Raw genomic sequence first — 20,908 nt, 5'->3', positions numbered from 1 at the left:
CCCCGGAAGGACAGTGTTGAACAGCAGTAAGCACACGGAACTGGCGAACCACGCGTGGTCGGTCGCGGACCTCTTGCGCGGCGACTACAAGCAGTCCGACTACGGCAAGGTGATCCTGCCGTTCACCGTCCTGCGACGCCTGGAGTGTGTCCTCGCCCCGACCAAGGACAAGGTCCTGGAGGTCGCCGCCCGCTACGAGAACCAGGACATCAACCCCGACCGCTTCCTGCGCAAGGCGTCCGGCCACAGCTTCTACAACACCAGCACCTACACGCTGAAGGCCATCGCAGGCGATGCCTCGCACGCGGCGAAATACCTCAACGAGTACTACGGCGCCTTCTCCCCCAACGCGCGGGAGGTCCTGGAGAGGTACGACTTCGCCCAGCAGATCAAGCGGCTGGACGCGGCGGAACTGCTGTACCAGGTGGTCGGACGGTTCGCCGACCTCGACCTGCGGCCGGTGAAGAGGGACGAAGACGGCAATGTCGTGCTCGGCGAGGACGGCAAGCCGGTCGAGATCGTCACCAACCACCAGATGGGCTACATCTTCGAGGAGCTGATCCGGCGCTTCGCCGAGCAGTCCAACGAGACGGCCGGTGAGCACTTCACGCCGCGGGAAGTCATCCGGCTGATGGTCAACCTGCTCGTCGCACCGGACAGCGATGCCCTCGCCCTGCCGGGCACCGTCCGCACGGTCATGGACCCGGCCTGCGGCACAGGCGGCATGCTCAGCGCGGCCGAGGAGCACATCACAGCTCACAACCCGGACGCCACCGTCAAGGTCTTCGGCCAGGAACTCAACCCCGAGTCCTGGGCCATCTGCCGGTCGGACATGATGATCAAGGGCCAGGACCCGGAGAACATCAAGTTCGGCAACTCGTTCAGCGACGACGGCCACACCGGCGCCACCTTCGACTACCTGCTGGCCAACCCGCCGTTCGGCGTGGAGTGGAAGAAGGTCAAGGACACGGTCGAGTACGAACACGAACACCTCGGTGAGAGCGGGCGGTTCGGGGCCGGCCTGCCGCGTATCAACGACGGCTCGCTGCTCTTCCTCCAGCACATGATCTCGAAGATGAAGCCGGTGGACGCGTCGGGGGCGGGCGGCAGCCGTATCGCGATCGTCTTCAACGGCTCCCCGCTGTTCACTGGGGCGGCGGAGTCGGGCGAGTCGAAGATCCGGCAGTGGATCCTGGAGAACGACTGGCTGGAGGGCATCGTGGCCCTGCCCGACCAGCTCTTCTACAACACCGGCATCTCCACGTACTTCTGGGTGCTCAGCAATCGCAAGTCCAGGGACCGGCGCGGCAAGGTCGTCCTGCTGGACGCGCGCGACTACTGGCGCAAGATGCGCAAGTCACTCGGCGACAAGCGAAAGGAACTGAGCGCACAGCACATCTCTGAAATCACGCGGCTCTACACGGAGGCGCTGGCGGTCCTCGACGCGGCGGAGAGGGGCGGCGGGCACGACCTGGCCGACCGGGCCGGGAAGATCAAGGTCTTCCGCAACGAGGACTTCGGGTATCACCGGATCACCGTCGAACGGCCGCTGAAGCTCCGCTTCGAGGTGACGGAGGAGACACTGGCGACCATCGTCGCTTCAAAGCCGATCGCACGGGCCACGGACGCCGAGGCATTCGTGGCGGCGCTGCGCCCGCTGGTCGGCAAGTCCTGGACGACGAAATCCGACGCGTGGATCGACCTCAAAGACGCGGTCGTCGCGGCCGGCCTGCTGTGGCCGACGGGCGCGCCGTTCGGAAAGGCGCTGCGGGAGGCGGTGGGTGTCCGGGACCCGGGGGGCGAGGTGCAGAAGGTCAAGGGCGAGCCGGAGCCCGATCCGGAGCTGCGGGACTACGAGAACGTTCCGCTGGAGGAGGACGCGGAGGCGTACTTGCGGCGGGAGGTGCTGCCGCATGTGCCGGACGCGTGGATCGACCACAGTAAGACGAAGGTGGGATACGAGATTCCGCTCACGCGGCATTTCTACGTGTACAAGCCGCCGCGGCCGTTGGGGGAGATCGACGCGGAGTTGCAGGCTCTGGAGGCGGAGATTCAGGCGCTGCTCGGGGAGGTGACGAAGTGACACGAACTCCCGTCGCCCCATGGCTTGAAGAATCCCACTGGCCAACCGTGCCAATTCGGCTTGTTGCCCGGCTTGGTTCCGGGCACACGCCCAGCCGGAGCATGCCCGAATATTGGGATAATTGCACGGTTCCCTGGATTACCCTGGCAGACGTATGGCAGTTGCGCAGCGGCACCACCGATGTCATTCAGGAGACAAAAGAAAAAGTTAGCACGCTGGGCTTGGCCAATTCGGCAGCGGTAAAACATCCAGCCGGTACTGTAATTCTCTCACGTACCGCATCAGTCGGCTACTCCGCCATCATGGGTACGGATATGGCGACGAGTCAGGATTTTGCCACGTGGACGTGCGGGCCCAAGTTGGACCCCAGGTATCTCCTACATTGCCTCAGGGCGATGACTCCGGATTTCAAGCGAATTTCCACAGGGTCCACTCACAAGACGATCTACATGCCGGACATTGAGCAATTGAGGGTTCCAGTTCCTTCGACTGCTGAGCAGCGCCGAATCGCCGACTTCCTCGATGCCGAGACCGCTCGCATGGACAGGCTTCGTTCCTCGTTGTCACGGTTCGATGGGGTCGTCCGCGAAAGAGAGCAGGCCGTACTGGCGCAGATGCTCCATCCGGGCGCCGAGAAGCCAGGTGACAGCCTTCCAAATGGCTGGAAGTGGACGCCACTGGCACACGTGACGGATCAATTCCGGCAAATTATGTACGGCATTGTCTTGCCTGGCCCTAACGTGACAGAGGGCGTTCCCATCATCAAGGGCGGCGACGTAGCAGCCGACAGGTTGTCGCTAGGCACCTTGAATCGCACAACTCGGGAGATTGAGTCGGGCTACGCTCGCTCTCGCGTCAAGGGCGGTGACATTGTTATCGCCATCCGTGGAAGCGTAGGCGAGATCGCTGTAGTGCCGGATGAATTGACTGGCGCGAACCTGACACAAGATGCGGCTCGCATTTCAGTTGCTTCTGGAATCTCCGCCGATTGGCTACGCCTTGTCCTGGAGTCACCCGCAGTGGTTCATCAAATTCAGCAGCGAGTCACAGGGGCAACAATCAAGGGCATCAACATTTGGGACCTGAAGCGTGTTCTGGTACCGACCCCCAGCTTGGCAGAGCAAGCTTCCCTTGCCGCTTCCGTCAGCCGATCACTGGGTACACATGAGGCGCTCCGCTCGCGAGTTGCACGACACTCTGCTCTCCTCACTGAGCGGCGCCAAGCCCTGATCACCGCCGCCGTCACCGGCCAGATCGACGTGTCCACCGCCAGTGGACGAGGGATCGAGGAATGATCGCGCCATGAGTCCCGCCGCGTCTCACCTCCCGATGCCGATCATCACCCGTGTCCGCGTCGGCAACTACAAGTCCATCGCCCATTGCGACGTGGCTCTCGGCCCGTTCACCGTGTTGTTCGGACTGAACGCAGCAGGCAAGTCGAACTTCCTGGACGCCTTGCGCTTCGTCCGCGACGCGCTGTTGGACGGTCCGGCCGAGGCTGTGGCGGCGCGTGGCGGGTGGGAGGAAGTTGTGCGCCGGGTCCCTAAGCCGGCGACCTCCTGCACGATCGGTCTGGAGTTTTACCTGCCAGCGTTCCCTCCCCATGACAGGAAGCCATGGGTGGGGTCGTACGAGATCACCCTCGCACCGGCGGCCGCCGCCAGGTTGGGCCGCGACACAGGATCTGGTTTCCGCATTCAGCGTGAGTTCTGCGAAATGCACCGACCTGGCGATCAGAGCGGGACTGACACCAAGCGATTCGAGGTGCGAGACCGCCCGGAAACGGGACATCGTAAGGGTCGACTGGAGCTTGCACGAGTGGCTGACACAGAGCCGTTCTTCAAACTTCACGGGACGCTCGCGGATATGTTCTTCTACAGCCCTGACCTGTCCAACCTCCGTGCGGTCCGTCCCAACACGCCAACCGCCGGGATGCTGAAGGAGGACGGCAGCGGCCTCGGCCCGGCACTGGCCGCGCTCGGCGAGCGGCAGCGGGAGCGCATCTCGCAATATCTCGGGGCGATCGTGCCCGGAGTCGTAGAGGTCGGCCCCACAGACCCCTCCGCCGACTACATCGCGGCGCGGATCAGCTTCGCCGCTGACGGCGACACCGAACCGCACATCTTCCGGGCCGAGTCCATGTCGGAAGGGACCATCCGCGCCATCGGTCTATTGACCGCACTCTTCCAGCACGACGCCCGCGACGGGTGGATTCCGCTCATCGCCGTCGAGGAGCCCGAGTTGGCGCTGCACCCACTCGCGGCCGGAGCCCTCTACGACGCGCTCACGGAAGCCAGTGAGCACGTACAGGTTCTCGCCACCACACAGAGCACGGAGCTGTTCGACCGTAAGGAGGCCGACCTGTCGGCCATCCGCGTGGTCGCCGCCGAGCACGGGGTCACGGTGATCGGCGAAGTCGACCCGGTGAGTCGGTCGATCGTGGCCGACGGCCTGGCCACCACGGCCGAGCTGCTGCGCTCCGACCAACTACGCCCGGTCGTCCAGCCCCCAGCCCAACCGGACGAGCAACCGGAGGGTGAGGAGTGAACCAGCCGAGAGTCACGATCGCCTCCGTCGTGGAGGGCGAGGGCGAGATCGGCGCGCTGCCGGTCCTTCTCCGGCGGCTGATGTACGAGGCTGAGATCTGGGACGCCGACATCCAGCCGCCCTTCCTGGTCGACCGTGGCCGCCTCGTCAGGCCAGGCGGCGTGGAAAACGCCGTGGAGGCCCAGGCTCGACGTGTACCCGCCGACCACCCGGGCGGCATCCTGGTCGTGATCGACGCCGACGACGACTGCCCGGCCAGCCTCGGGCCTTCGCTGCTCGCGAGGGCCGAAGCCACCCGCCCGGACCGCCGGACGGCTGTCGTGCTGGCGAACCGGGAGTTCGAGGCGTGGTTCCTCGCATCGGCACCCTCCCTCAGCGGCCGGGCGGGGCTCGCCGAGCAGCTGGAGGTTCCGGCCGACAGCGAGACGCGACGCGACTGCAAGGGCTGGCTGACCCACCAGCGGCGCGACGGGGTGCGGTACCGCCCCCGGGTGGACCAGCCGGCACTGACCCAGGACATGGATCTCGACCTGGCCCGCGGCAACTCACCGTCGTTCGACAAGTTCTGCCGCGACATCACCTATCTGGTTACCGGAAAGCGGGGGGAATAGCCGCTCATGTCCGTCCACGACGAAGCAGCATTCGGAAACGCCATAGTCGCCGCCCTGTTGGAGCGCGGTTGGAGTGAGGGAAACAAGCAGGACTACCAACCCCAACTCGGCCTGGACACCGCCCAGCTCTTCGAGTTCATCGGCAAGACCCAAGCCGACGACTGGGCCGAACTGATCGCCCTCTACGGTGACGACGCCAACGCCGCCCAGGCCGGGTTCGCCAAGCGCGTGGACCAGGCGATCGGAACCGACGGTGTGCTGGACGTACTCCGCAAGGGCGTGAAGGACCACGGAGTCCTGATCAGGCTCGCGTACTTCAAGCCGTCGCTCGTAGCTTCGGACGCTGTCCTGGACGACTATCGGGCGAACCGGCTGACCTTCGTCAAGGAATTGCAGTACGCGGCGAAGCAGGCGGACAAGGGCAACGAGCTGGACCTCACCCTGTTCCTCAACGGAATCCCGCTGGCGACTGCCGAGTTGAAGAACGCCCTCACACGGCAGGGAGCGGAGCACGCGAAAGAGCAGTACCGACTCAAGCGGGACCCCACTGAGCTGATCTTCGCGCGACGCGTCATCGCGAACTTCGCCATCGACACGGACGTGGTCTACGTCGCGCCCGAACTGCGCGGCAAGCTGACGCGGTTCCTGCCGTTCAACACGGGATCGGAGGGCCCAGGGAGGCCCGGCGGTGCCGGGAATCCTGCGCCCACCGTCCCCGGGACGTACGCGACTTCCTACCTCTGGGAACAGATCTGGGAGCGGGACACCTGGCTGGACCTGATCGAGCGGTTCGTGCACCTCAGCAAGGAGAGGGGCCCGGACGGACGGACACGGAAGAAGCTGATCTTCCCGCGCTACCACCAGTGGGACATCGTCAAGAAGCTCGCCGGCCACGCGGCCCGCCACGGTGCCGGTCACAACTACCTGGGGATGGCCTCCGCAGGTTCCGGCAAGTCGAACACCATCGGGTGGCTGGCGCACCGCCTGTCGTCGCTGCACACGCCTACCGACCCCGCCGAGATCGACCCCGATGCCCTGGCCGCCGGACTCAAGCCCGGTGTGCCCGTCTTCGACAAGGTCGTGATCATCACCGACCGCCGCAATCTCGACGCCCAGCTCCGCGAGACCGTCGGCAGCTTCGAGAAGACCGCCGGTCTGGTCGTGAAGATCGATGAGAAGCACGGCGCGAAGTCCGACCAGCTCGCCAAGGCACTGTCCCGCGAGACCGGAAGAATCATCACCGTCACGCTGCACACCTTCCCTGCCCTCATCGACTACCTGCGCCGCAACCCGACCGAGATACAGGGCCACAACTTCGCGATCATCGTGGACGAGGCGCACTCCTCGCAGTCCGGCGACGCGGCCACGGCCGTACGCGCGGCGCTGCGTGACCTCGGCCTGGACTCGGACTCCGACGACGCCGGGGCAACCGAGGTGGAAGTGGCGGCTGCCACCACCGATGTCAAACTCATCCGCAAGGCCGCCCAGCGCAGCAAGGCCTCCAACCTCTCCTACTTCGCGTTCACGGCCACGCCCAAGGATAAGACGCTCGAACTCTTCGGCACCCTGGACAGCGTGAAAGGCAAGCCTACGTACGTCCCCTTCCACACGTACTCGATGCGCCAGGCCATCGAGGAAGGCTTCATCCTCGACCCACTGCGTACCTACGTCACGTACGACACGTACTGGAAGCTGGTGAACAAGAACCCGGACGAGCGCGAGGTGGATCCGTCCAAGGCGAATCCCCTGCTCGCCCGGTACGCGCTCACGCACGACTCCACCGTGACGCAGCAGGCGCAGGTGATCGTCGAGCACTTCCGCACGCACACCGCCGGCCGGCTCGGCGGGCGGGCCAAGGCCATGGTAGTGACGGCCTCCCGGCACAGTGCCGTGCAGATGGCCCGTGCGATCAGGAAGTACGTCGGCGACAACGCGTACGCCGACCCCGGCGTTCTGGTCGCGTTCTCCGGCAGCCTTACGTACGACGGCGAGGAGACGACCGAGCCGAAGGAGAACGGCGGTCTGGCCGAGTCCGCGCTGCCGAAGGCGTTCGCGTACACGCGCAAGGACGACAAGGCCGTGCGCACCGGCGGGACGGTGACTCAGCGCGAGTACCGCATCCTGGTCGTCGCCGAGAAGTACCAGACCGGCTTCGACCAGCCGCTGCTCACCACGATGTACGTGAACAAGAAGCTCGCGGGCATCAGCGCCGTCCAGACCCTCTCCCGTCTGAACCGCACCGCCGACCGCAAGTCGCAGGCGGACCTGGCCGTACTGGACTTCGTCAACGACGCCGAGGACATCAAGGAGTCCTTCCGCCCGTACTTCGAGGAGGCGAACACCCTTCCCTCCGACCCCAACCTGCTCTACATCGCGCAGAGCCAGGTCATGCAGCCCGACATCCTCGTCGAGGAGGAGATGCGGGAATTCGCCGACGCCTATCTGGCGGCCGAGGAGAAGGCGGCGGGCTCGGTGGCCCGCTGGGAGAAGCTGCATGCGGAGCTGTACCGGCAACTCGCCCCAGCTGTCCAGCGGTTTACCGACCTGCTGGACCGCAAGGACGAGGCGGGCGACCCCGACGAGGAAGCCGCCGAGGCCGCCGAGCAGTTCCGCGCGGATCTCAACGACTACGTACGGAAGTACGGTTTCCTCTCGCAGATCGTGCCCTACCGCGACGCCGACCTCGAATGCCTCTACCTCTACGGCCGTCACCTGCTCAACCGCCTGCCGCGACGCGGAGACGGCGGCGTCGACATAGGAGACGTCGACCTCAGCCACCTGCGCATCCAGAAGACCGGCGAGCACGACCTCGCGCTCACCTCCGAGGGAGCGGCGGAGCTGCGCGGCTTCGGCGAAGGTGCGGGCGGCGCCAAGGAGCCGGAGAAGTCGCTGCTGTCGGAGCTGATCGAGAAGTTCAACGACAAGTACGGCACCAGCTTCACTGATCAGGACGTGATCACGCCGTTCTCGGAGGCGAAGGCGGATCCGAAGGTACGCGCCGCCGCCGTCAACGACGAGGAGAACTTCGGTCTCGTCTTCGACGAGGTCTTCGAGGACAAGATGGCCGAACACATCGACACCATCGCCGACATGGGACGGCAGTACTTCAGCCACGACGACAGCTTCAAGCAGTCGCTCAACCAGAGTGCGCGCCGGGCAGCCTGGCGGATGATCCGCCGGGAGGAGAACATCGACGACGAGGCGGCCTGACCTGCCCGGACTTCCGTCCCCTCCCTGACGACCACTCCCCTGGTCAGCCTCCCTCGTGGAAGGAGAGCCCCGCGATCACGGACGTTCCGCGCGTGGGGCGGGGCCGGACCGTCCAGGCAGTGGCGAGGCTCTCGACGAGGATCAGGCCTCGACCGCTCTCGGAGTCGGCGCCCGGGTGCGCCAGTTCGGGTTTGCCGGAACCCGGGTCGGAGACGGCGAGCCAGTAGTGTCCGTCGGCCGGCCACAACACGAGTTCGACGAGGTCCCCGTCCTCCCCGCAGGCGCCGTGGCGGATGGCGTTGGTGAGCAACTCCGAGGTCAACAGGCCCAGGTCGTAGCCGAGTTGTGGACGGAGGGCATCCGGCAGCGATTCGGCGACCGCGTGCCGGGCCCGCCGTACGGAGGCGGGATGGGCGGGGAAGCGCCAGTGGGCAGGGACGAGGGGGATCTCCGGCATGGCGAACTCCACGACTCTGTGAGGGGTTTGAGGTCGCCGGTGGCCTACCGCCCTGGTCGCGGGCACACCCGTCCCAGGGCGGACGGGCATGCGCGCGCGGTGCGCTTCCGGCATTGCGGTGTGTAGCGTGCGCGATACCGACAGTAGAGGAGGTGGTGGTAAATTTTCCACGCGCTCAAGAAAATTCACCACGAAGAGCTTGGGTGGCCTTCGAGTGCGATCGAGTGGACCAACTGGATGGAAGGAACTCCATGCCCCCGAGGACGACCCCCACGGAACGGCAGAAGCGACTGGGAAGTGAGCTGCGGCGTATCCGTACGGGGGCAGGCATGTCCGCAGAGTTCGCGGCGGGCCTACTGGGTGTGGACCGAGGAAAGATCTCGAACATCGAGTCAGGAGTCCGGGGTATCAGCGCCGACCGCCTGCGCACACTGGCTTGCAACTGCGATGTGACCGATGAGGCGTACGTCAATGCTCTCGTCGAGATGGCCGAGTCGAGTACGGGCTGGTGGGAACGCTATCGAGGCACCCTGCCCCAAGGCCTGCTGGACATCGCAGAATCGGAGAGCAGCGCTGTACGCATGCGCGGTGCCAACACCGTGCACGTGCCAGGCATGCTCCAGACATCAGAACAGGCGATGGCCATCTTCCGCGCTGCGGTTCCTGCCCTGCCCGAGCACGAGGTTGCTCTGCGTCTCGCGCTGCGTTCGGAACGCCAGCAGGTGATCACCGGTGACACTGCGATCCCGTATGTCGCCGTCATCCACGAGGCCGCGCTGCGGATGCAGTTCGGCGGTACCGACGTGGCTCGCGCCCAGTTGCAGTACCTGGTGGAGGTCTCCGAACTGGACAACGTCACCGTGCTCGTCGTCCCCTTCGCCCACGGCGCATTCCCTGGAGCCGGGCAGACCGTCGTCTACATGGAAGGACCCGTACCGCAGCTCGATACAGTGCAGGTGGACAGCTCCCACGGACCCACCTTCCTCCACGCCGAAGGGCAGGTGGCGAAATACCGGGCACAGCTCGATCTGTTGGAAGGTCTGGCACTGCCGCCAGAGCAGTCCCGAGACTTCATTCGTGAACTCGCACGCCAACTGTGAGGAGCACCCGTGCCCGACATCACCTGGGAATCCCCCTTCTGCGCCGAAGGCAGTTCCTGCTTCCGCCTCGGCACGGACGCCGAAGGCAACGGCTACATAGCCGTCAACGGCCAAGAGGACCGATACCTAACCGACTCCCTCGAAGCCCTGCGCACCCTCATCACCGATATCAAGGCCGGCAAAGCCGACCACCTGCTGTAACCCCTGCCGCGTGCCCCGCCGATAGGTACCGTGTACAGCGATCGACTGACGTGGCATCAGGACGACGGGGGGCGCAAAGCGTGTCGCAGGGCAGGAGAATCGGCGAGCAGGGCCGCTATGAGCTGATCGACGAGATCGAGTCCGGCGGTATGGGCACGGTCTGGCGCGGCTACGACGCCATCCTCGACCGAGAGATCGCGGTCAAGCTCATCCGACCCGACGTCGTCGCATCGCCCGTACAGGCACAGGAGTTCGCCCGCCGCTTCGAACGCGAGGCGCGCGTCACCGCACGCATCGGCCACCATGGCGTGCCGCAGGTGTTCGACGCGGTACTCGACGAGACGTCGTACGACCGGCTGTACCTGGTGATGGAGTACGTGCGCGGGATCTCCCTGCGCAGGGTGCTGGCAGGCGCGGAGGACGGAGCGGCGGCGCGGCTCCCGGTGAGCTGGGCCGCGTCGATCGCGGCGCAGATCTGCACCGTGCTGTCGTACGCGCACGCCATCCCGGTCGTGCACCGTGATCTGAAGCCGGACAACGTCCTGATCGCCGCTGACGGCACGGTCAAGGTGCTGGACTTCGGCATCGCGAAGCTGCTGCACACGGACGTCACCCGGCTCACGGCCACCGGCAGCCGGATCGGTACCAGCCGGTACATGCCGCCCGAGCAGATCGACGGCGCGCAGATCACCCCACTCAGCGACCTCTACGCGCTCGGCTGCGTGCTGCACGAACTCCTCGCCGGAGAGCCGGTGTTCAGCGGCGACAACGACTACCAGCTCCTGCACCAGCACATGGACGTGCCGCCGAAGCCGTTGCGCACCCTGCGGCCCGAGGTGCCGGAGGACCTGGAGGCGCTGACCCTGGACCTGCTGGCCAAGGTGCCCGAGCAGCGTCCCGTCGACGCGTACGCGGTGTACGAGCGTCTGTCAGCGCACCTGCCGCAACCGGGATCGGCAGCCGAACCCGTGGCCCCCACCCACGGCGGCTCCCCTTCCGAGGTTCCCGACCCGACGGTGGTCTACCGGCAGCCGAACGCACCCTTGCGGCGGACCACGACGCCCGCGCTCTCACCCGAGCCGGCGACTCCGGTGCCTGTCCCGGCACGCGTCGACACCGCGCTCCGGGACTCGATCCGGGACGCCTACGCCAGGTCCGCGGACCTCGCCGAAAGCGGACGGTTCGCCCAGGCTGCGGACGTCCTCAAGGCGGTGATCGCCACGGCGGCCACCGCTCTCGGCGCGCACAACCCCCGTGTGCTCGGTCTGCGGCGGCAGCGCGCGGCGGTCCTCATGGCCGGCGAGGACTTCCGGCGCGCCTTGCCCGAGTTCGACGCGCTGGCCGCCGTCTACGCCCGTACCTCGGGACCGTCCAGCGAGAGCGCGCTGGAGTGCCGCCGACGCGCCGCCCACTGCCGGGCCAACCTCGGCCAGGCCACCGCCGCCCTGCAGGAGTTCCAGGAGGTGCTGGAAGTCGTGTCCGACGCGGCCGGAGACGCCTCCGAGACCGCTCTCGACCTGCGCCGCAGCATCGGCCTCCTCCTTTTCTCCGAGGGCCGCCGCACCGAGGCCGAGGGGGTCCTCGACGCCCTCCACGAGGACATGTGCGTCCTCCTCGGCGAGGACGACGAGGAGACCCGCGAGATCGCTGATCTCCTCGCCCGGCTGCGCGGCCCCGAGGGACCGCGCCCCTACTGACGTCCTGCCGATGCGGTGTACACGCCGTCAGGCCTCGTCCTCTTCGCTGTGGATGCGCTGAGCCAGATCCCACAGGCTCAGTCCGTCCGACTGGAACCAGCGAGCTGTTCCCTGATTGGCAACCGGGCGGTCGCCCCAGTCGGCGTCCGCCCACATCTTCGACACCAGCCCGGACGGCGAGTACTGCTTCTCGTCGTACGCCCACAGGATCGATTTGGTCCGGTGATTGACCCAGGTCGCCTGGCGCCGCCGCTCGTCCTGGACAAGCCACTCCTCCATGGCGTCGCGCTCGGGCTCGTTCAGAGCCACGTACCGGAGAGGCGCTCCGTCCTTGATGACACGGCGGTCGACCAGGAGCGGCACGGTGTTGGGACGACGCGGCTTGCGCTCCTTCACGGGAGGTGCGGGAACGGCGACGCCATCGGCCAGGTCGCCGAGGACATGCTTCGCGAGCTCCCGGCACGTCCCCGCGGTCTGGAAGGCGGTCCTGATCTGGGGACGCGGCCCGTAACGAGTCACGATTTCGTGCGTCAGCCGTCGTACCAAATCCGGTACGAGGGCGGGAATCTTCTCCAGGACCTCGCTGTCCCAGTCGAAGTCGGGGTCATCGATACTCGTGGCGCCGAGATGCTGAAAGAGCAGGTGGGTGACGAGAAAGCCACCATGCTCGGTGGTCGCGGCCTCGCGGCTGTTCTGACCACTGCCCAGTTCGTAGACCGCGCTCCGTGCCGCGCGCAGCGTGAGCACGGAGCGCCACACCTTCTGCGGGGAGGGTTCGCGTTTGAACAGCAGGGTGTGGCTCCCCTTTGGGCCCTGCTCCCAGAGGTTCTCCGTCGAACTGGCGGCCCGGGCGGCCTGTTCCGCATCCGGGTACAGGCACGCGAGTGCGAGAGCGAGTTCGTCCAGTGAACAACCGGTCTCGGGCGCGGCAACCGGCTCGCCCCGCTTGATCACGTACTGCTTGCGCAGTTCGGCCCGCAGGTTGGCCTTGATTGCCTGGTGCACCGGTTCCAGCGCGATGTGATCGCGCTGCTCGATGGCGTTCTGCCGGTTCGCCGCCTGCGAGACCTGGACGCCGAATTCCCGGTCATTCTGCGTGTTGATGACCTTGATGCTCACAGTGGCGTTGGCCGCGGCCTCACCGTCTTCGTGCATGGCCCTGGCGACAGCCCGTACCGTCTGAGCGCCGTTGACGATACTCGCCCCCGTCACGGTGAGGGTGGTCGGCTTGCTCTGCGGTGCCCTGGCGCTGTCGTTCTTCGCCGTGAGCGAGTCGCAGATCATGGTGATGCCGTTGTTCAGGTGCCAGAATCTGGTCGGATCGGAGGTAAGGGTCAGACCGATCTCCGCATTGGTGACGGTGGGCCCGAGCGGGGCCCGGAGATTCTGCTCGAACAGACCGGTACCGAGCGTCTCGTACCACTCGGCGACGCTCTCGGCGGAGACCGTGCCCTGATAGGCCTTTAGTGGTCCCTGTTGCTGGTACCAGTCGTCAAGGCGTACGTCCAGACAGATAGGCTCCGGCCGAAGATCCGCATGGATCTGATCATGGAAGTCAGCGGCGTACAGCACCTCGACGCTCATGCGGGCGCCATGCTTGTTGAATTCGTCGAGAGCGTTGTCGAGAACCTCGCGCGCGGGTGGAGAGGGCTCTACAGTGCCCATCAGCGCGATGACCAGAGTGGCTCGCTCGTTGATGATGAACGGTCGGGCCTCCAAGGCGAGCGCGCCGGCACGCTGGTTGAACTGGTCGTACAACTCGTTCTCGATGCGGTTCAGACCGTCCACCATCGCCTTGGCGGCGCCCACGTCGAAGGTCGCCGTGCCCTTGTCGCTCCACTTCGCCTGGACGAGCAGAGCCCGCCCGCTGTCTGGCAGGGGAGCAATGGCGTCCATTCCCTGGTCCGCGATGCCGTCAGTGACGAACCGGGCCGCCTCGGCCACGCTGCACTTGGCCACGCGTCGTACCGCGAGGGCTGCAAGGGCGCGGGAGAGAAAACGCTGTTCGTAGTTGTCGCCTCGGAAGTGGGCGATGTCGCTGACGTCTATGACCCCGTCAAACGTCTCATGCAGTTGCTCGCGCACCTGCGTGACCTGGCGAGGTGTGTCCGCCCCCGAGGTGACCATGGATAGCCGCTCTCCCAATGATTGTGTCTTGTGATGGCCTAAGACCCTATGCCGAGCCCTGAACCGTTGCCACGCGCCCGCCCGTTGAAGTCGACAACCACCAAAACGGCGCCGACCGCTTCGACAGAGGCCTTCACCCAGTCCGAGGCGGCCTCCAAGGGCACGCCACGAGCGCCGAACCAACCGTCGCGGACCAGGCTTGCAAAGTCGGTCGGTACCAGGTGGCGGGTGAGCACATCCGCGGAAGGACCGGGGAGACCGGTCTCCGCCGCGACCGGGATCGCCGCCGCGAACTGGCCGTAGGGGTAGATCGCGCCGGAACTCGTCCGGTGCAGGGCAGAGGTGAAAGGCACTTGGTCATGAATGCGGAGAAAGAGGGGATCCTCCAGCAAGCTGTAATCGTCGGTCCTATGCCGAGTACCTTGTTCCGGCCTGTGGACTCGGCCGTGGAGTTCGTGCAGGCTGCGCCTAGCGTCGGGCGAGAAGGTCCCGTTCGGCCCGGGACTCAAGTAGCGCAACACGACAACCGTTCCGGTGTCGTAGTGGTAGTAGAAGGCGTCGAGGGAGCCCTCAGCGCCGCCGATCACCCGCGGATCGATGATCGACGTGGCTTCCAGGTCATAACTTCGGCGATTGTCGCGGCTCGCGAACGCCTTCACGACGGCGACTCCGATACCGCTGAGCCGCTCCGCCACCCGTTCGCGCTTGTCGTCGAACGTCGGCTGCACCGCAACCCCGTTGAGCCCGCTGATGTAGCTCTCCTCGGCGGCTGTCCTGTCCCAGCCGTGTGCCCGTGTGAAATCCTTCGCGGTCAACCCGGCAATCTTGACGAAGAGCAGCAGCGCATCGCGCTCATCGCGCCAGCGAAGCTCCTGGTCGGTCGAGCCTTCGCCATCGTCGAGCAGAGGCATCAGCCTCTGGACTTCCTCTGCTAAGGCAGCGGAGATCCGCTGGAGACCGGCGAACACGACGTCCGCGCCGACCGTGACAGGGCCGCTTTCCGGTAACGACACGGAGAGTGAGTCATCTCCCACTCCAGCGGCGGACCAGAGCTCTGAGACAGGAACCGGCTTCCGCAACCTTCGAGCATGAGTGACGAAGACCTTTCGGTCCAAGTCGGTCTCGTGAGCGGGACGGACTATGCCCAGTCCCCAGATCCGCTGCCTGTCCTCGTGGCCAGATTCATCGCTCTGCTGGTCGGGAGGAGCGAGCAGGATCGCTAGATGCGACTTGGCTTCGGGCCAGTCACGACAGGTCTGAGAGTAGGACCTCTCCCCGGTGGGGTCCCGATCCAGGAGACTGAGCAAGCCCCTGGCGGGGGTGAGGACCGCCAGCCGCGGCGATCGTGCCGGAGACAGTAACTCTGCCCGCCTTGGTTGTGCGAATGTCATCCACTCCCCCGAACCGCCTGCCACCACACCGAGCCAGACTCAGAGGGATGGTAGCGCGCCAGCTCCAGCCACCGGCTTGCACGTCCCCAGGTCTCGCTGCTCCGCCAACTCCGTTATGCCTTCCCCCAGTTCCTCAAAGACCAAGCCTACGGACCCACCGATTACCTGACGCCCGGTCAACGGTGCGCGCAGGGCGTTGTCCCCTGCGTAAAACGGCGCACCCTGGAAATTGCAGTCGCCCGCTGATGGAGGGTGCCTTGCATTCGGGCAAGCCGGGCAGTAGTGCTCAGAGAATCACCGCAGCCCAGTGATCAGGGCGAGTGCCCACAGGGACCGCGTGGGTGGCTACGTTCGTGACAGTGAGGTCCGGCTTGAACCGGTGCGGACCGGGGTTCGATCAAGCTCCTGACCTGGCAAGGAGAGCTCCTGACCAGCATGTTCCCTGGTTAGGTGCCCTTGGCGGCAGACGAGTCGGGCTGTACGCCGGGTTCTGTCGCCCGGCTGCCTCGCGGCGGCCGGGGAGACGGCCATCCATCTAGGGCCGACGTTGCCGCCGGCCTCGTGCGGTCTACCCGCGGACTCGGGCGGGCAGCCCTCGAACGTCCGCGCAGAAACACCGGGGTGTTTCCTTTTGACCTTGCTCCGGGTGGGGTTTACCTAGCTGCCCAGGTCACCCTGGGCACTGGTGGTCTCTTACACCACCGTTTCACCCTTACCCGGCGCCTGAGCGCCGGGCGGTCTGTTTTCTGTGGCACTGTCCCGCGGGTCACCCCGGGTGGCCGTTAGCCACCACCCTGCCCTGTGGAGCCCGGACGTTCCTCGGGAAGCCCCCTGAGGGACCTCACGCGGCCGTCCGCCCGGCTCGTCTGCCGTGTCGACCATGGTACCGGGCTCTCAGAGGAAGTCGGACGTGTCCAGGTCGAAGGCGAAGGGCTCGGGGAGCGCGAGCGGCTTGCCGAAAGGCAGCGTGCAGCGCTGACGGTAGTCGTCCTGCTTCGGGTCGCTGAGAAGCGTGACCTCCGAGGTCTCCCGGTCGACGAGCAGGAAGAGGGGGATGCCGGCGCGCGCGTAGCACCGGCGCTTGACCTCACGGTCAGCCCGCGGCCTGGTGGATGTCACCTCCAGCACCATGGCGACGCCCTGGCTGGGCATCCAGGGGTCTGCGCCCCGGTACAGCCGCAGTGCCTGTGGTGCGAACGTGCCGTCCGGGATCACATGATTCGGGCATCCCTCCGCCTTCCCCAGCCTTAGCCCCTTGTTCCCGGAGAACTGCATGTCGATCGTGGACCGCTTGATCACCTGGCTCACGATGAGCCCGATGTAATCCTCGTGATCCCCGTCCGGCGGCGGCGTCACAACGATCTCCCCCTCGACGAGTTCCGCCCGGAAACCTTCCGGGGTGTCCAGGGCGAGGAAGCCCTCCAGCAGGACTTCTTCCTGCGTGAGCGGCTCGTGGGCCCTGGCCGTCATGTCACGCCCCTCCTTCGGTCGCTCGCCAGACTGGGACATCGCCGGATCACCTGTCCGCAGGATCGGAAACCGTTCCCTCGATCGTGGCACAGGATCGCCCCCGTGACCGGGAGAGCGGCCTTGACCCTGCCGCGACGTCAACGTCTGTACTGGTGGCATGCGGATCGGAGAACTCGCCGAGGCCGTCGGCGTCACCACGCGGACCGTCCGGCACTACCACCATCTGGGGCTGCTGCCCGAACCCGAGCGGCGTGCCAACGGGTACCGGGACTACACCCTCCGGCACGCCGTGACCCTCGCCCGGATCCGACGGCTGACCGAGCTGGGGCTGGGGCTCGCCGAGGTGCGGGACGTACTCGCGGACGACGCGGGCAAGGACCTCGTCGAGGTGCTCAGCGAGTTGGACGACGACCTGGCCCGGCAGGAGTCGGCCCTGCGTCAACGGCGGGAGCGGCTGCGGGCCTTGCTCGAGGCGGAGGAGCTGCCCCCCGAGGGGCCGGTCTCACCCGAGCTGGCCGCGCTGTTCGCCGGGATACCCGCCTCCGACTCCCCCATGGCCGCCCGGGACCGCGAGGTGCTCGCGCTGATCGATACGGCCGCGGCTCCCGAGGAGCGGGAGCGGCTGATGGCGGCGGTGGGCGCGGTGGTGGCGTCCCCGGAGGCGGCGGCCCGCGCCCACGAGGCGTACGCGCTGCTCGACGCGCTCGCCGACGCCGATCCCGACGACCCCCGCGTGGAGGCGGCCGCCCACCGGCTCGCCGAGTGCACCCCTCGGGAGCTGCTCCCGCAGACCGCGGACGTCGACCAGGACCACGCCTTCCTGCGCGCCCTGTACGCCGACTTCGCCCCCGCCCAGGCGGAGGCGATCCGCCGGGCACTGCGCCTCCTCGCGCGGGACGGCCGGCCGTGAGGGCGGCGGCCTCCGCGCTCGTGCGGCACGAGCTTCGGCTGCTGGTGAGTCTGTGGCTCTGGGCGGCCCGGCGGGCGCACGGGGTCGGGGACGGCCGGGCGTTCGGGTACGCGCGGGGGCAGGGCGCGATGGCGGCGGGGCTCGCGTTCGTGTGCGTGGTCGAGACGGTCGTCATGTCGTTGCTGCTGCGCGCGTGGCCCGTCGTGCACACGGTCGTGCTGGTCCTCGACCTGTACACGGTGGTCGTCGTCATCGGCCTGTACGCGGCCTGGCGGGTGCGCCCGCACGTCCTGTACGGCGACAATCTGCGCGTACGTCATGCCGTCCACGTCGATCTGATGGTTCCGCTGGAGCGGATCGCGGCCGTACGGCACGAGTCGCTCACCACGCACGCGGCCGCCGGGGGGTCTTCGCGGGAGCTGAATCTGCCGGTGGGCTCGGTCACCTCCATCACCCTGGAGCTGACCGATCCGGTCCTCCACGCCGGCTTCTTCGGTCGCCGGCGGGAGGTGAGTGTGGTGCGCCTGCACGCGGACGACGCGGGAGAGCTCGTAAGGGACGTCCGGGACGGGATGAGGCGGGCTGGGGCGCACCCCGTACGCTGACGCGGAGGCTCGGCCGTGGAGGCTGACTGAACCTGGCCGTGGAGCCTGACCGAAGGAGAAACGCTCGTGCTCGTCCTGCTGCCCCCGTCCGAAGGAAAGGCCGCCTCCGGTCGTGGCGCACCGCTGAAGCCGGATGCTCTGGCCCTGCCGGGGCTCGCCGACGCGCGCGAGGCCGTCCTGACCGAGCTGGTCGAGCTGTGCGCGGGGGACGAGGAGAAGGCGCGCGAGGTGCTCGGCCTGAGCGAGGGCCTGCGCGGCGAGGTGGCGAAGAACGCGGAGCTGCGTACGGCGGGCGCGCGTCCGGCCGGGGAGATCTACACGGGCGTCCTCTACGACGCCCTGGACCTGGCCTCGCTGGACACGGCCGCGAAGCGGCGGGCTGCCAGGTCGCTGCTGGTGTTCTCGGGGCTGTGGGGAGCCGTACGGGTGACGGACCGCATCCCCTCGTACCGCTGCTCGATGGGCGTGAGGCTGCCGGGGCTCGGGGCGCTGGGCGCGTACTGGCGTACGCCGATGGCGGCCGTGCTGCCGGAGGCGGCGGGCGACGGGCTGGTGCTGGACCTGCGGTCGGCGGCGTACGCGGCGGCGTGGAAGCCGAAGGGCGAGGTCGCGGCGCGCACGGCGAGCGTGCGGGTGCTGCATGCGCCGACCCGGAAGGTGGTCAGCCACTTCAACAAGGCGACGAAGGGGCGGATCGTCCGCAGCCTGCTGGCGACGGGGTCGGCGCCGAAGGACCCGGCCGAGCTGGTGGTGGCGCTGCGCGACCTCGGCTACACGGTGGAGGAGAAGGCGCCGGCTCGGGCGGGGGCGGCGTGGACGCTGGACGTGCTGGTGGAGGAGATCCACTGAGGGGGCCCGCCGTCTTCCCTACGTGCGCAGGTGAGACGTGTCGTTGAGCAGTCGGACACTCGCGTTGCCGTCGGCGTAGTACGCCACCGCCGAGAGGGAGGCCGCCGACAGTTCCATGCGGAACAGTGACTCGGGCGGGGCGCCCAGGGCGAGCCGTACGAAGGTCTTGATCGGTGTCACATGGGTGACCAGCAGGACCGTGCGGCCCGCGTAGGCCGCGACCAGCTTGTCGCGGGTGGCCGCGATCCGGGTGGCGGTGGCCGCGAAGCTCTCGCCGCCGCCGGTGGGTTCGGCCTCGGGGTCGGCGAGCCACCTGGTGAGGTCCTCGGGGTGGCGCTCGCGGACCTCGCCGAAGGTCAGCCCCTCCCATGCGCCGAAGTCGGTCTCGCGCAGGCCGTCCTCGACGGTGACCTGCAGACCGAGGCGGGCCGCTACCGCGTCGGCGGTCTGCCTGGTCCGGGCCAGCGGGGAGGCGACGATGTGCTGGATGGTCCCGCGCCGGGCGAGGGCCGCGGCGACCCGCTCGGCCTGCTCCCGGCCCACGGCGGAGAGGGAGGGATCGCTGCCGCCGCTGCCGGAGAACCGCTTCTGCGGGGTGAGCGGCGTCTCGCCGTGCCGCAGCAGGACGAGGGTGGCGGGAGCCCCGAGATCAGGAGCGGAACCCCAGCCGACGGAGGGCTGCGGGGTGGAGGAGGTGGCAGAGGGGGCACCCGTGGCGGGCGTGGTCGAGGCGGAGGCCTTGGCGGGCCTGGTCGTGGCTGCGGCGGTGGCGGGCGTGGTCGTGGCACCGGTGCCGGCCGGGGGCGCGACTCCGACGGAAGCGTCGGTGGTGCCTGCCGGGGCGGACACGGCGGGGCCGCCACGACCGGCCGGAGCCTCAGCGGCAGCAGGGCCGCCGGCGTCGACTGCAGCCGAGACCCCGACGGAAACATCAGTACCAACCGGGGCGGACACGGCGGGGCCGCCAGCACCGGCCGGGGCCGCCGCGGCGGGACTGCCGGCGTCGGCTGCAGCGGAGGCACCGTCGGAGCTACTGGCAGAAGCGCCGGCGGAGCCAGTGCCGGAAGGACCGACACCGGCCCCCGTGGAGGCGTCCTCAGCAGTGTCGAGGGCGGCGACCTCGGGCTCGGCCGACGCGGCAAGGTCGGGCTCCGCCGGGCCTGCCACGGCTCGGGCCGCCCGCAGGTCGGCTCGCGCCGCTCCGGGGCGAAGCGGCCCGGCCTCCCACCGCTCGCCCCGCTTGCCCGCGTCCATCGCCTCGTTGGCCAGCCGGTCCGCGTGCTTGTTGCGTTCGCGCGGGATCCACTCGTAGGTGACCTGGCCGGGCGGGAACACCCGGGCCGCCTCCGTCGCCAGCGGCTTCATGTCGGGGTGCTTGATCTTCCAGCGGCCCGACATCTGCTCGACGACGAGCTTGGAGTCCATCCGCACCCGGACCACCGCGTCCGGGTCGAGTTCGCGGGCGGCGCGCAGTCCGGCCAGCAGGCCCCGGTACTCGGCCACGTTGTTGGTGGCGACACCGATGTACTCGGCCCGTTCGACGAGGGTCTCCCCCGTCGCCGCGTCGACGACCACGCTGCCGTAGCCCGCGGGCCCCGGGTTGCCCCGGGAACCGCCGTCCGCCTCGACCACGAACTCCCGCGCGCCCAC

At 67.7% G+C, this 20,908-nt stretch carries 16 protein-coding genes and 1 other RNA gene; 11 read left to right on the top strand and 6 right to left on the bottom strand.

What is annotated here, in order from left to right; all coding sequences use genetic code 11:
- Positions 1–16 precede the first annotated feature (16 nt).
- From ACIRS4_RS24985 to ACIRS4_RS24965, 5 genes are read left to right on the top strand one after another with little or no spacing between them, the layout of a single operon-like run.
- Positions 17–2,083, top strand: coding sequence for an N-6 DNA methylase (locus ACIRS4_RS24985; RefSeq protein ID WP_404199913.1), 2,067 nt, complete (start codon positions 17–19; stop codon positions 2,081–2,083).
- The gene (locus tag ACIRS4_RS24980; protein ID WP_404199910.1) at positions 2,080–3,378 is read left to right on the top strand and encodes a restriction endonuclease subunit S; all 1,299 of its coding nucleotides are present in this window, start codon (positions 2,080–2,082) and stop codon (positions 3,376–3,378) included. Before ACIRS4_RS24985 ends, ACIRS4_RS24980 begins: the two co-directional genes overlap by 4 nt.
- A gap of 34 nt (positions 3,379–3,412) precedes the next feature.
- Positions 3,413–4,630 carry an AAA family ATPase gene (locus ACIRS4_RS24975; protein WP_404199907.1) on the top strand — a complete coding sequence of 406 codons (1,218 nt, stop codon included), beginning with the start codon at positions 3,413–3,415 and terminating at the stop codon, positions 4,628–4,630.
- Positions 4,627–5,241 carry a DUF4276 family protein gene (locus ACIRS4_RS24970; RefSeq protein ID WP_404199904.1) on the top strand — a complete coding sequence of 205 codons (615 nt, stop codon included), beginning with the start codon at positions 4,627–4,629 and terminating at the stop codon, positions 5,239–5,241. Before ACIRS4_RS24975 ends, ACIRS4_RS24970 begins: the two co-directional genes overlap by 4 nt.
- A gap of 6 nt (positions 5,242–5,247) precedes the next feature.
- Positions 5,248–8,451: a type I restriction endonuclease subunit R gene (locus ACIRS4_RS24965; RefSeq protein WP_404199901.1), complete on the top strand. Its 3,204-nt coding sequence runs from the start codon at positions 5,248–5,250 to the stop codon at positions 8,449–8,451.
- A 43-nt stretch (positions 8,452–8,494) separates the two neighbouring features.
- Here ACIRS4_RS24965 and ACIRS4_RS24960 read toward each other — a convergent pair whose 3' ends face one another.
- Positions 8,495–8,908 (bottom strand): ATP-binding protein, encoded by a 414-nt coding sequence (locus ACIRS4_RS24960; protein WP_404199899.1) that lies wholly within the window; start codon positions 8,906–8,908, stop codon positions 8,495–8,497.
- Positions 8,909–9,159: 251 nt separating this feature from the next.
- Between ACIRS4_RS24960 and ACIRS4_RS24955 the strand changes: the two genes are divergently transcribed.
- The 3 genes from ACIRS4_RS24955 to ACIRS4_RS24945 all read left to right on the top strand — a co-directional run bounded on the left by ACIRS4_RS24955 (position 9,160) and on the right by ACIRS4_RS24945 (position 11,906).
- Positions 9,160–10,008 (top strand): helix-turn-helix domain-containing protein, encoded by an 849-nt coding sequence (locus ACIRS4_RS24955; protein WP_404199896.1) that lies wholly within the window; start codon positions 9,160–9,162, stop codon positions 10,006–10,008.
- A gap of 9 nt (positions 10,009–10,017) precedes the next feature.
- Positions 10,018–10,209, top strand: a complete 192-nt coding sequence (locus tag ACIRS4_RS24950; protein WP_404199893.1) for a hypothetical protein — start codon at positions 10,018–10,020, stop codon at positions 10,207–10,209.
- An 80-nt stretch (positions 10,210–10,289) separates the two neighbouring features.
- The gene (locus ACIRS4_RS24945; RefSeq protein WP_404199890.1) at positions 10,290–11,906 is read left to right on the top strand and encodes a protein kinase; all 1,617 of its coding nucleotides are present in this window, start codon (positions 10,290–10,292) and stop codon (positions 11,904–11,906) included.
- A 27-nt stretch (positions 11,907–11,933) separates the two neighbouring features.
- Here ACIRS4_RS24945 and ACIRS4_RS24940 read toward each other — a convergent pair whose 3' ends face one another.
- The 4 genes from ACIRS4_RS24940 to ACIRS4_RS24925 form a co-directional block, all read right to left on the bottom strand.
- Complete coding sequence (locus ACIRS4_RS24940) at positions 11,934–14,033, bottom strand: AIPR family protein (RefSeq protein WP_404199887.1); 2,100 nt, start codon at positions 14,031–14,033, stop codon at positions 11,934–11,936.
- Positions 14,034–14,071: 38 nt separating this feature from the next.
- Positions 14,072–14,944, bottom strand: coding sequence for a hypothetical protein (locus ACIRS4_RS24935; protein WP_404199884.1), 873 nt, complete (start codon positions 14,942–14,944; stop codon positions 14,072–14,074).
- Positions 14,945–15,887: 943 nt separating this feature from the next.
- Positions 15,888–16,289: RNase P RNA component class A (gene rnpB, locus ACIRS4_RS24930), an RNA gene on the bottom strand.
- Positions 16,290–16,318: 29 nt separating this feature from the next.
- A complete protein-coding gene (locus ACIRS4_RS24925) occupies positions 16,319–16,894 on the bottom strand; it encodes a Uma2 family endonuclease (RefSeq protein ID WP_404199881.1) in 576 nt (191 codons plus the stop codon).
- A 157-nt stretch (positions 16,895–17,051) separates the two neighbouring features.
- Between ACIRS4_RS24925 and ACIRS4_RS24920 the strand changes: the two genes are divergently transcribed.
- The 3 genes from ACIRS4_RS24920 to yaaA all read left to right on the top strand — a co-directional run bounded on the left by ACIRS4_RS24920 (position 17,052) and on the right by yaaA (position 19,258).
- A complete protein-coding gene (locus ACIRS4_RS24920; RefSeq protein WP_404199879.1) occupies positions 17,052–17,804 on the top strand; it encodes a MerR family transcriptional regulator in 753 nt (250 codons plus the stop codon).
- 20 nt (positions 17,805–17,824) lie between these two features.
- The gene (locus ACIRS4_RS24915) at positions 17,825–18,409 is read left to right on the top strand and encodes a hypothetical protein (protein ID WP_404199876.1); all 585 of its coding nucleotides are present in this window, start codon (positions 17,825–17,827) and stop codon (positions 18,407–18,409) included.
- A 66-nt stretch (positions 18,410–18,475) separates the two neighbouring features.
- On the top strand, positions 18,476–19,258 hold the full coding sequence (gene yaaA / locus ACIRS4_RS24910; protein ID WP_404199873.1) for a peroxide stress protein YaaA: 783 nt from the start codon (positions 18,476–18,478) through the stop codon (positions 19,256–19,258).
- Between the two features lie 18 nt (positions 19,259–19,276).
- On the opposite strand, the gene ACIRS4_RS24905 is transcribed toward yaaA, so the two are convergent.
- On the bottom strand, positions 19,277–20,908 hold the full coding sequence (locus ACIRS4_RS24905) for a bifunctional RNase H/acid phosphatase (RefSeq protein WP_404199870.1): 1,632 nt from the start codon (positions 20,906–20,908) through the stop codon (positions 19,277–19,279).

It is taken from the genome of Streptomyces sp. NPDC101166, from assembly GCF_044768125.1.
Taxonomy (GTDB): domain Bacteria; phylum Actinomycetota; class Actinomycetes; order Streptomycetales; family Streptomycetaceae; genus Streptomyces.
Note: the sequence above shows the minus strand (reverse complement) of the source record. Positions and strands in the feature narration are given on the sequence as shown.

What these genes read in the sequence shown, in the direction of transcription:
- ACIRS4_RS24975 (WP_404199907.1), top strand. Translation starts at nt 3,413, where the DNA reads ATGCCGATCATCACCCGTGTCCGCGTCGGCAACTACAAGTCCATCGCC.
- ACIRS4_RS24965 (WP_404199901.1), top strand. Translation starts at nt 5,248, where the DNA reads ATGTCCGTCCACGACGAAGCAGCATTCGGAAACGCCATAGTCGCCGCC.
- ACIRS4_RS24960 (WP_404199899.1), bottom strand. Translation starts at nt 8,908, where the DNA reads ATGCCGGAGATCCCCCTCGTCCCTGCCCACTGGCGCTTCCCCGCCCAT.
- ACIRS4_RS24955 (WP_404199896.1), top strand. Translation starts at nt 9,160, where the DNA reads ATGCCCCCGAGGACGACCCCCACGGAACGGCAGAAGCGACTGGGAAGT.
- ACIRS4_RS24940 (WP_404199887.1), bottom strand. Translation starts at nt 14,033, where the DNA reads ATGGTCACCTCGGGGGCGGACACACCTCGCCAGGTCACGCAGGTGCGC.
- ACIRS4_RS24935 (WP_404199884.1), bottom strand. Translation starts at nt 14,944, where the DNA reads ATGCCTCTGCTCGACGATGGCGAAGGCTCGACCGACCAGGAGCTTCGC.
- ACIRS4_RS24925 (WP_404199881.1), bottom strand. Translation starts at nt 16,894, where the DNA reads ATGACGGCCAGGGCCCACGAGCCGCTCACGCAGGAAGAAGTCCTGCTG.
- ACIRS4_RS24920 (WP_404199879.1), top strand. Translation starts at nt 17,052, where the DNA reads ATGCGGATCGGAGAACTCGCCGAGGCCGTCGGCGTCACCACGCGGACC.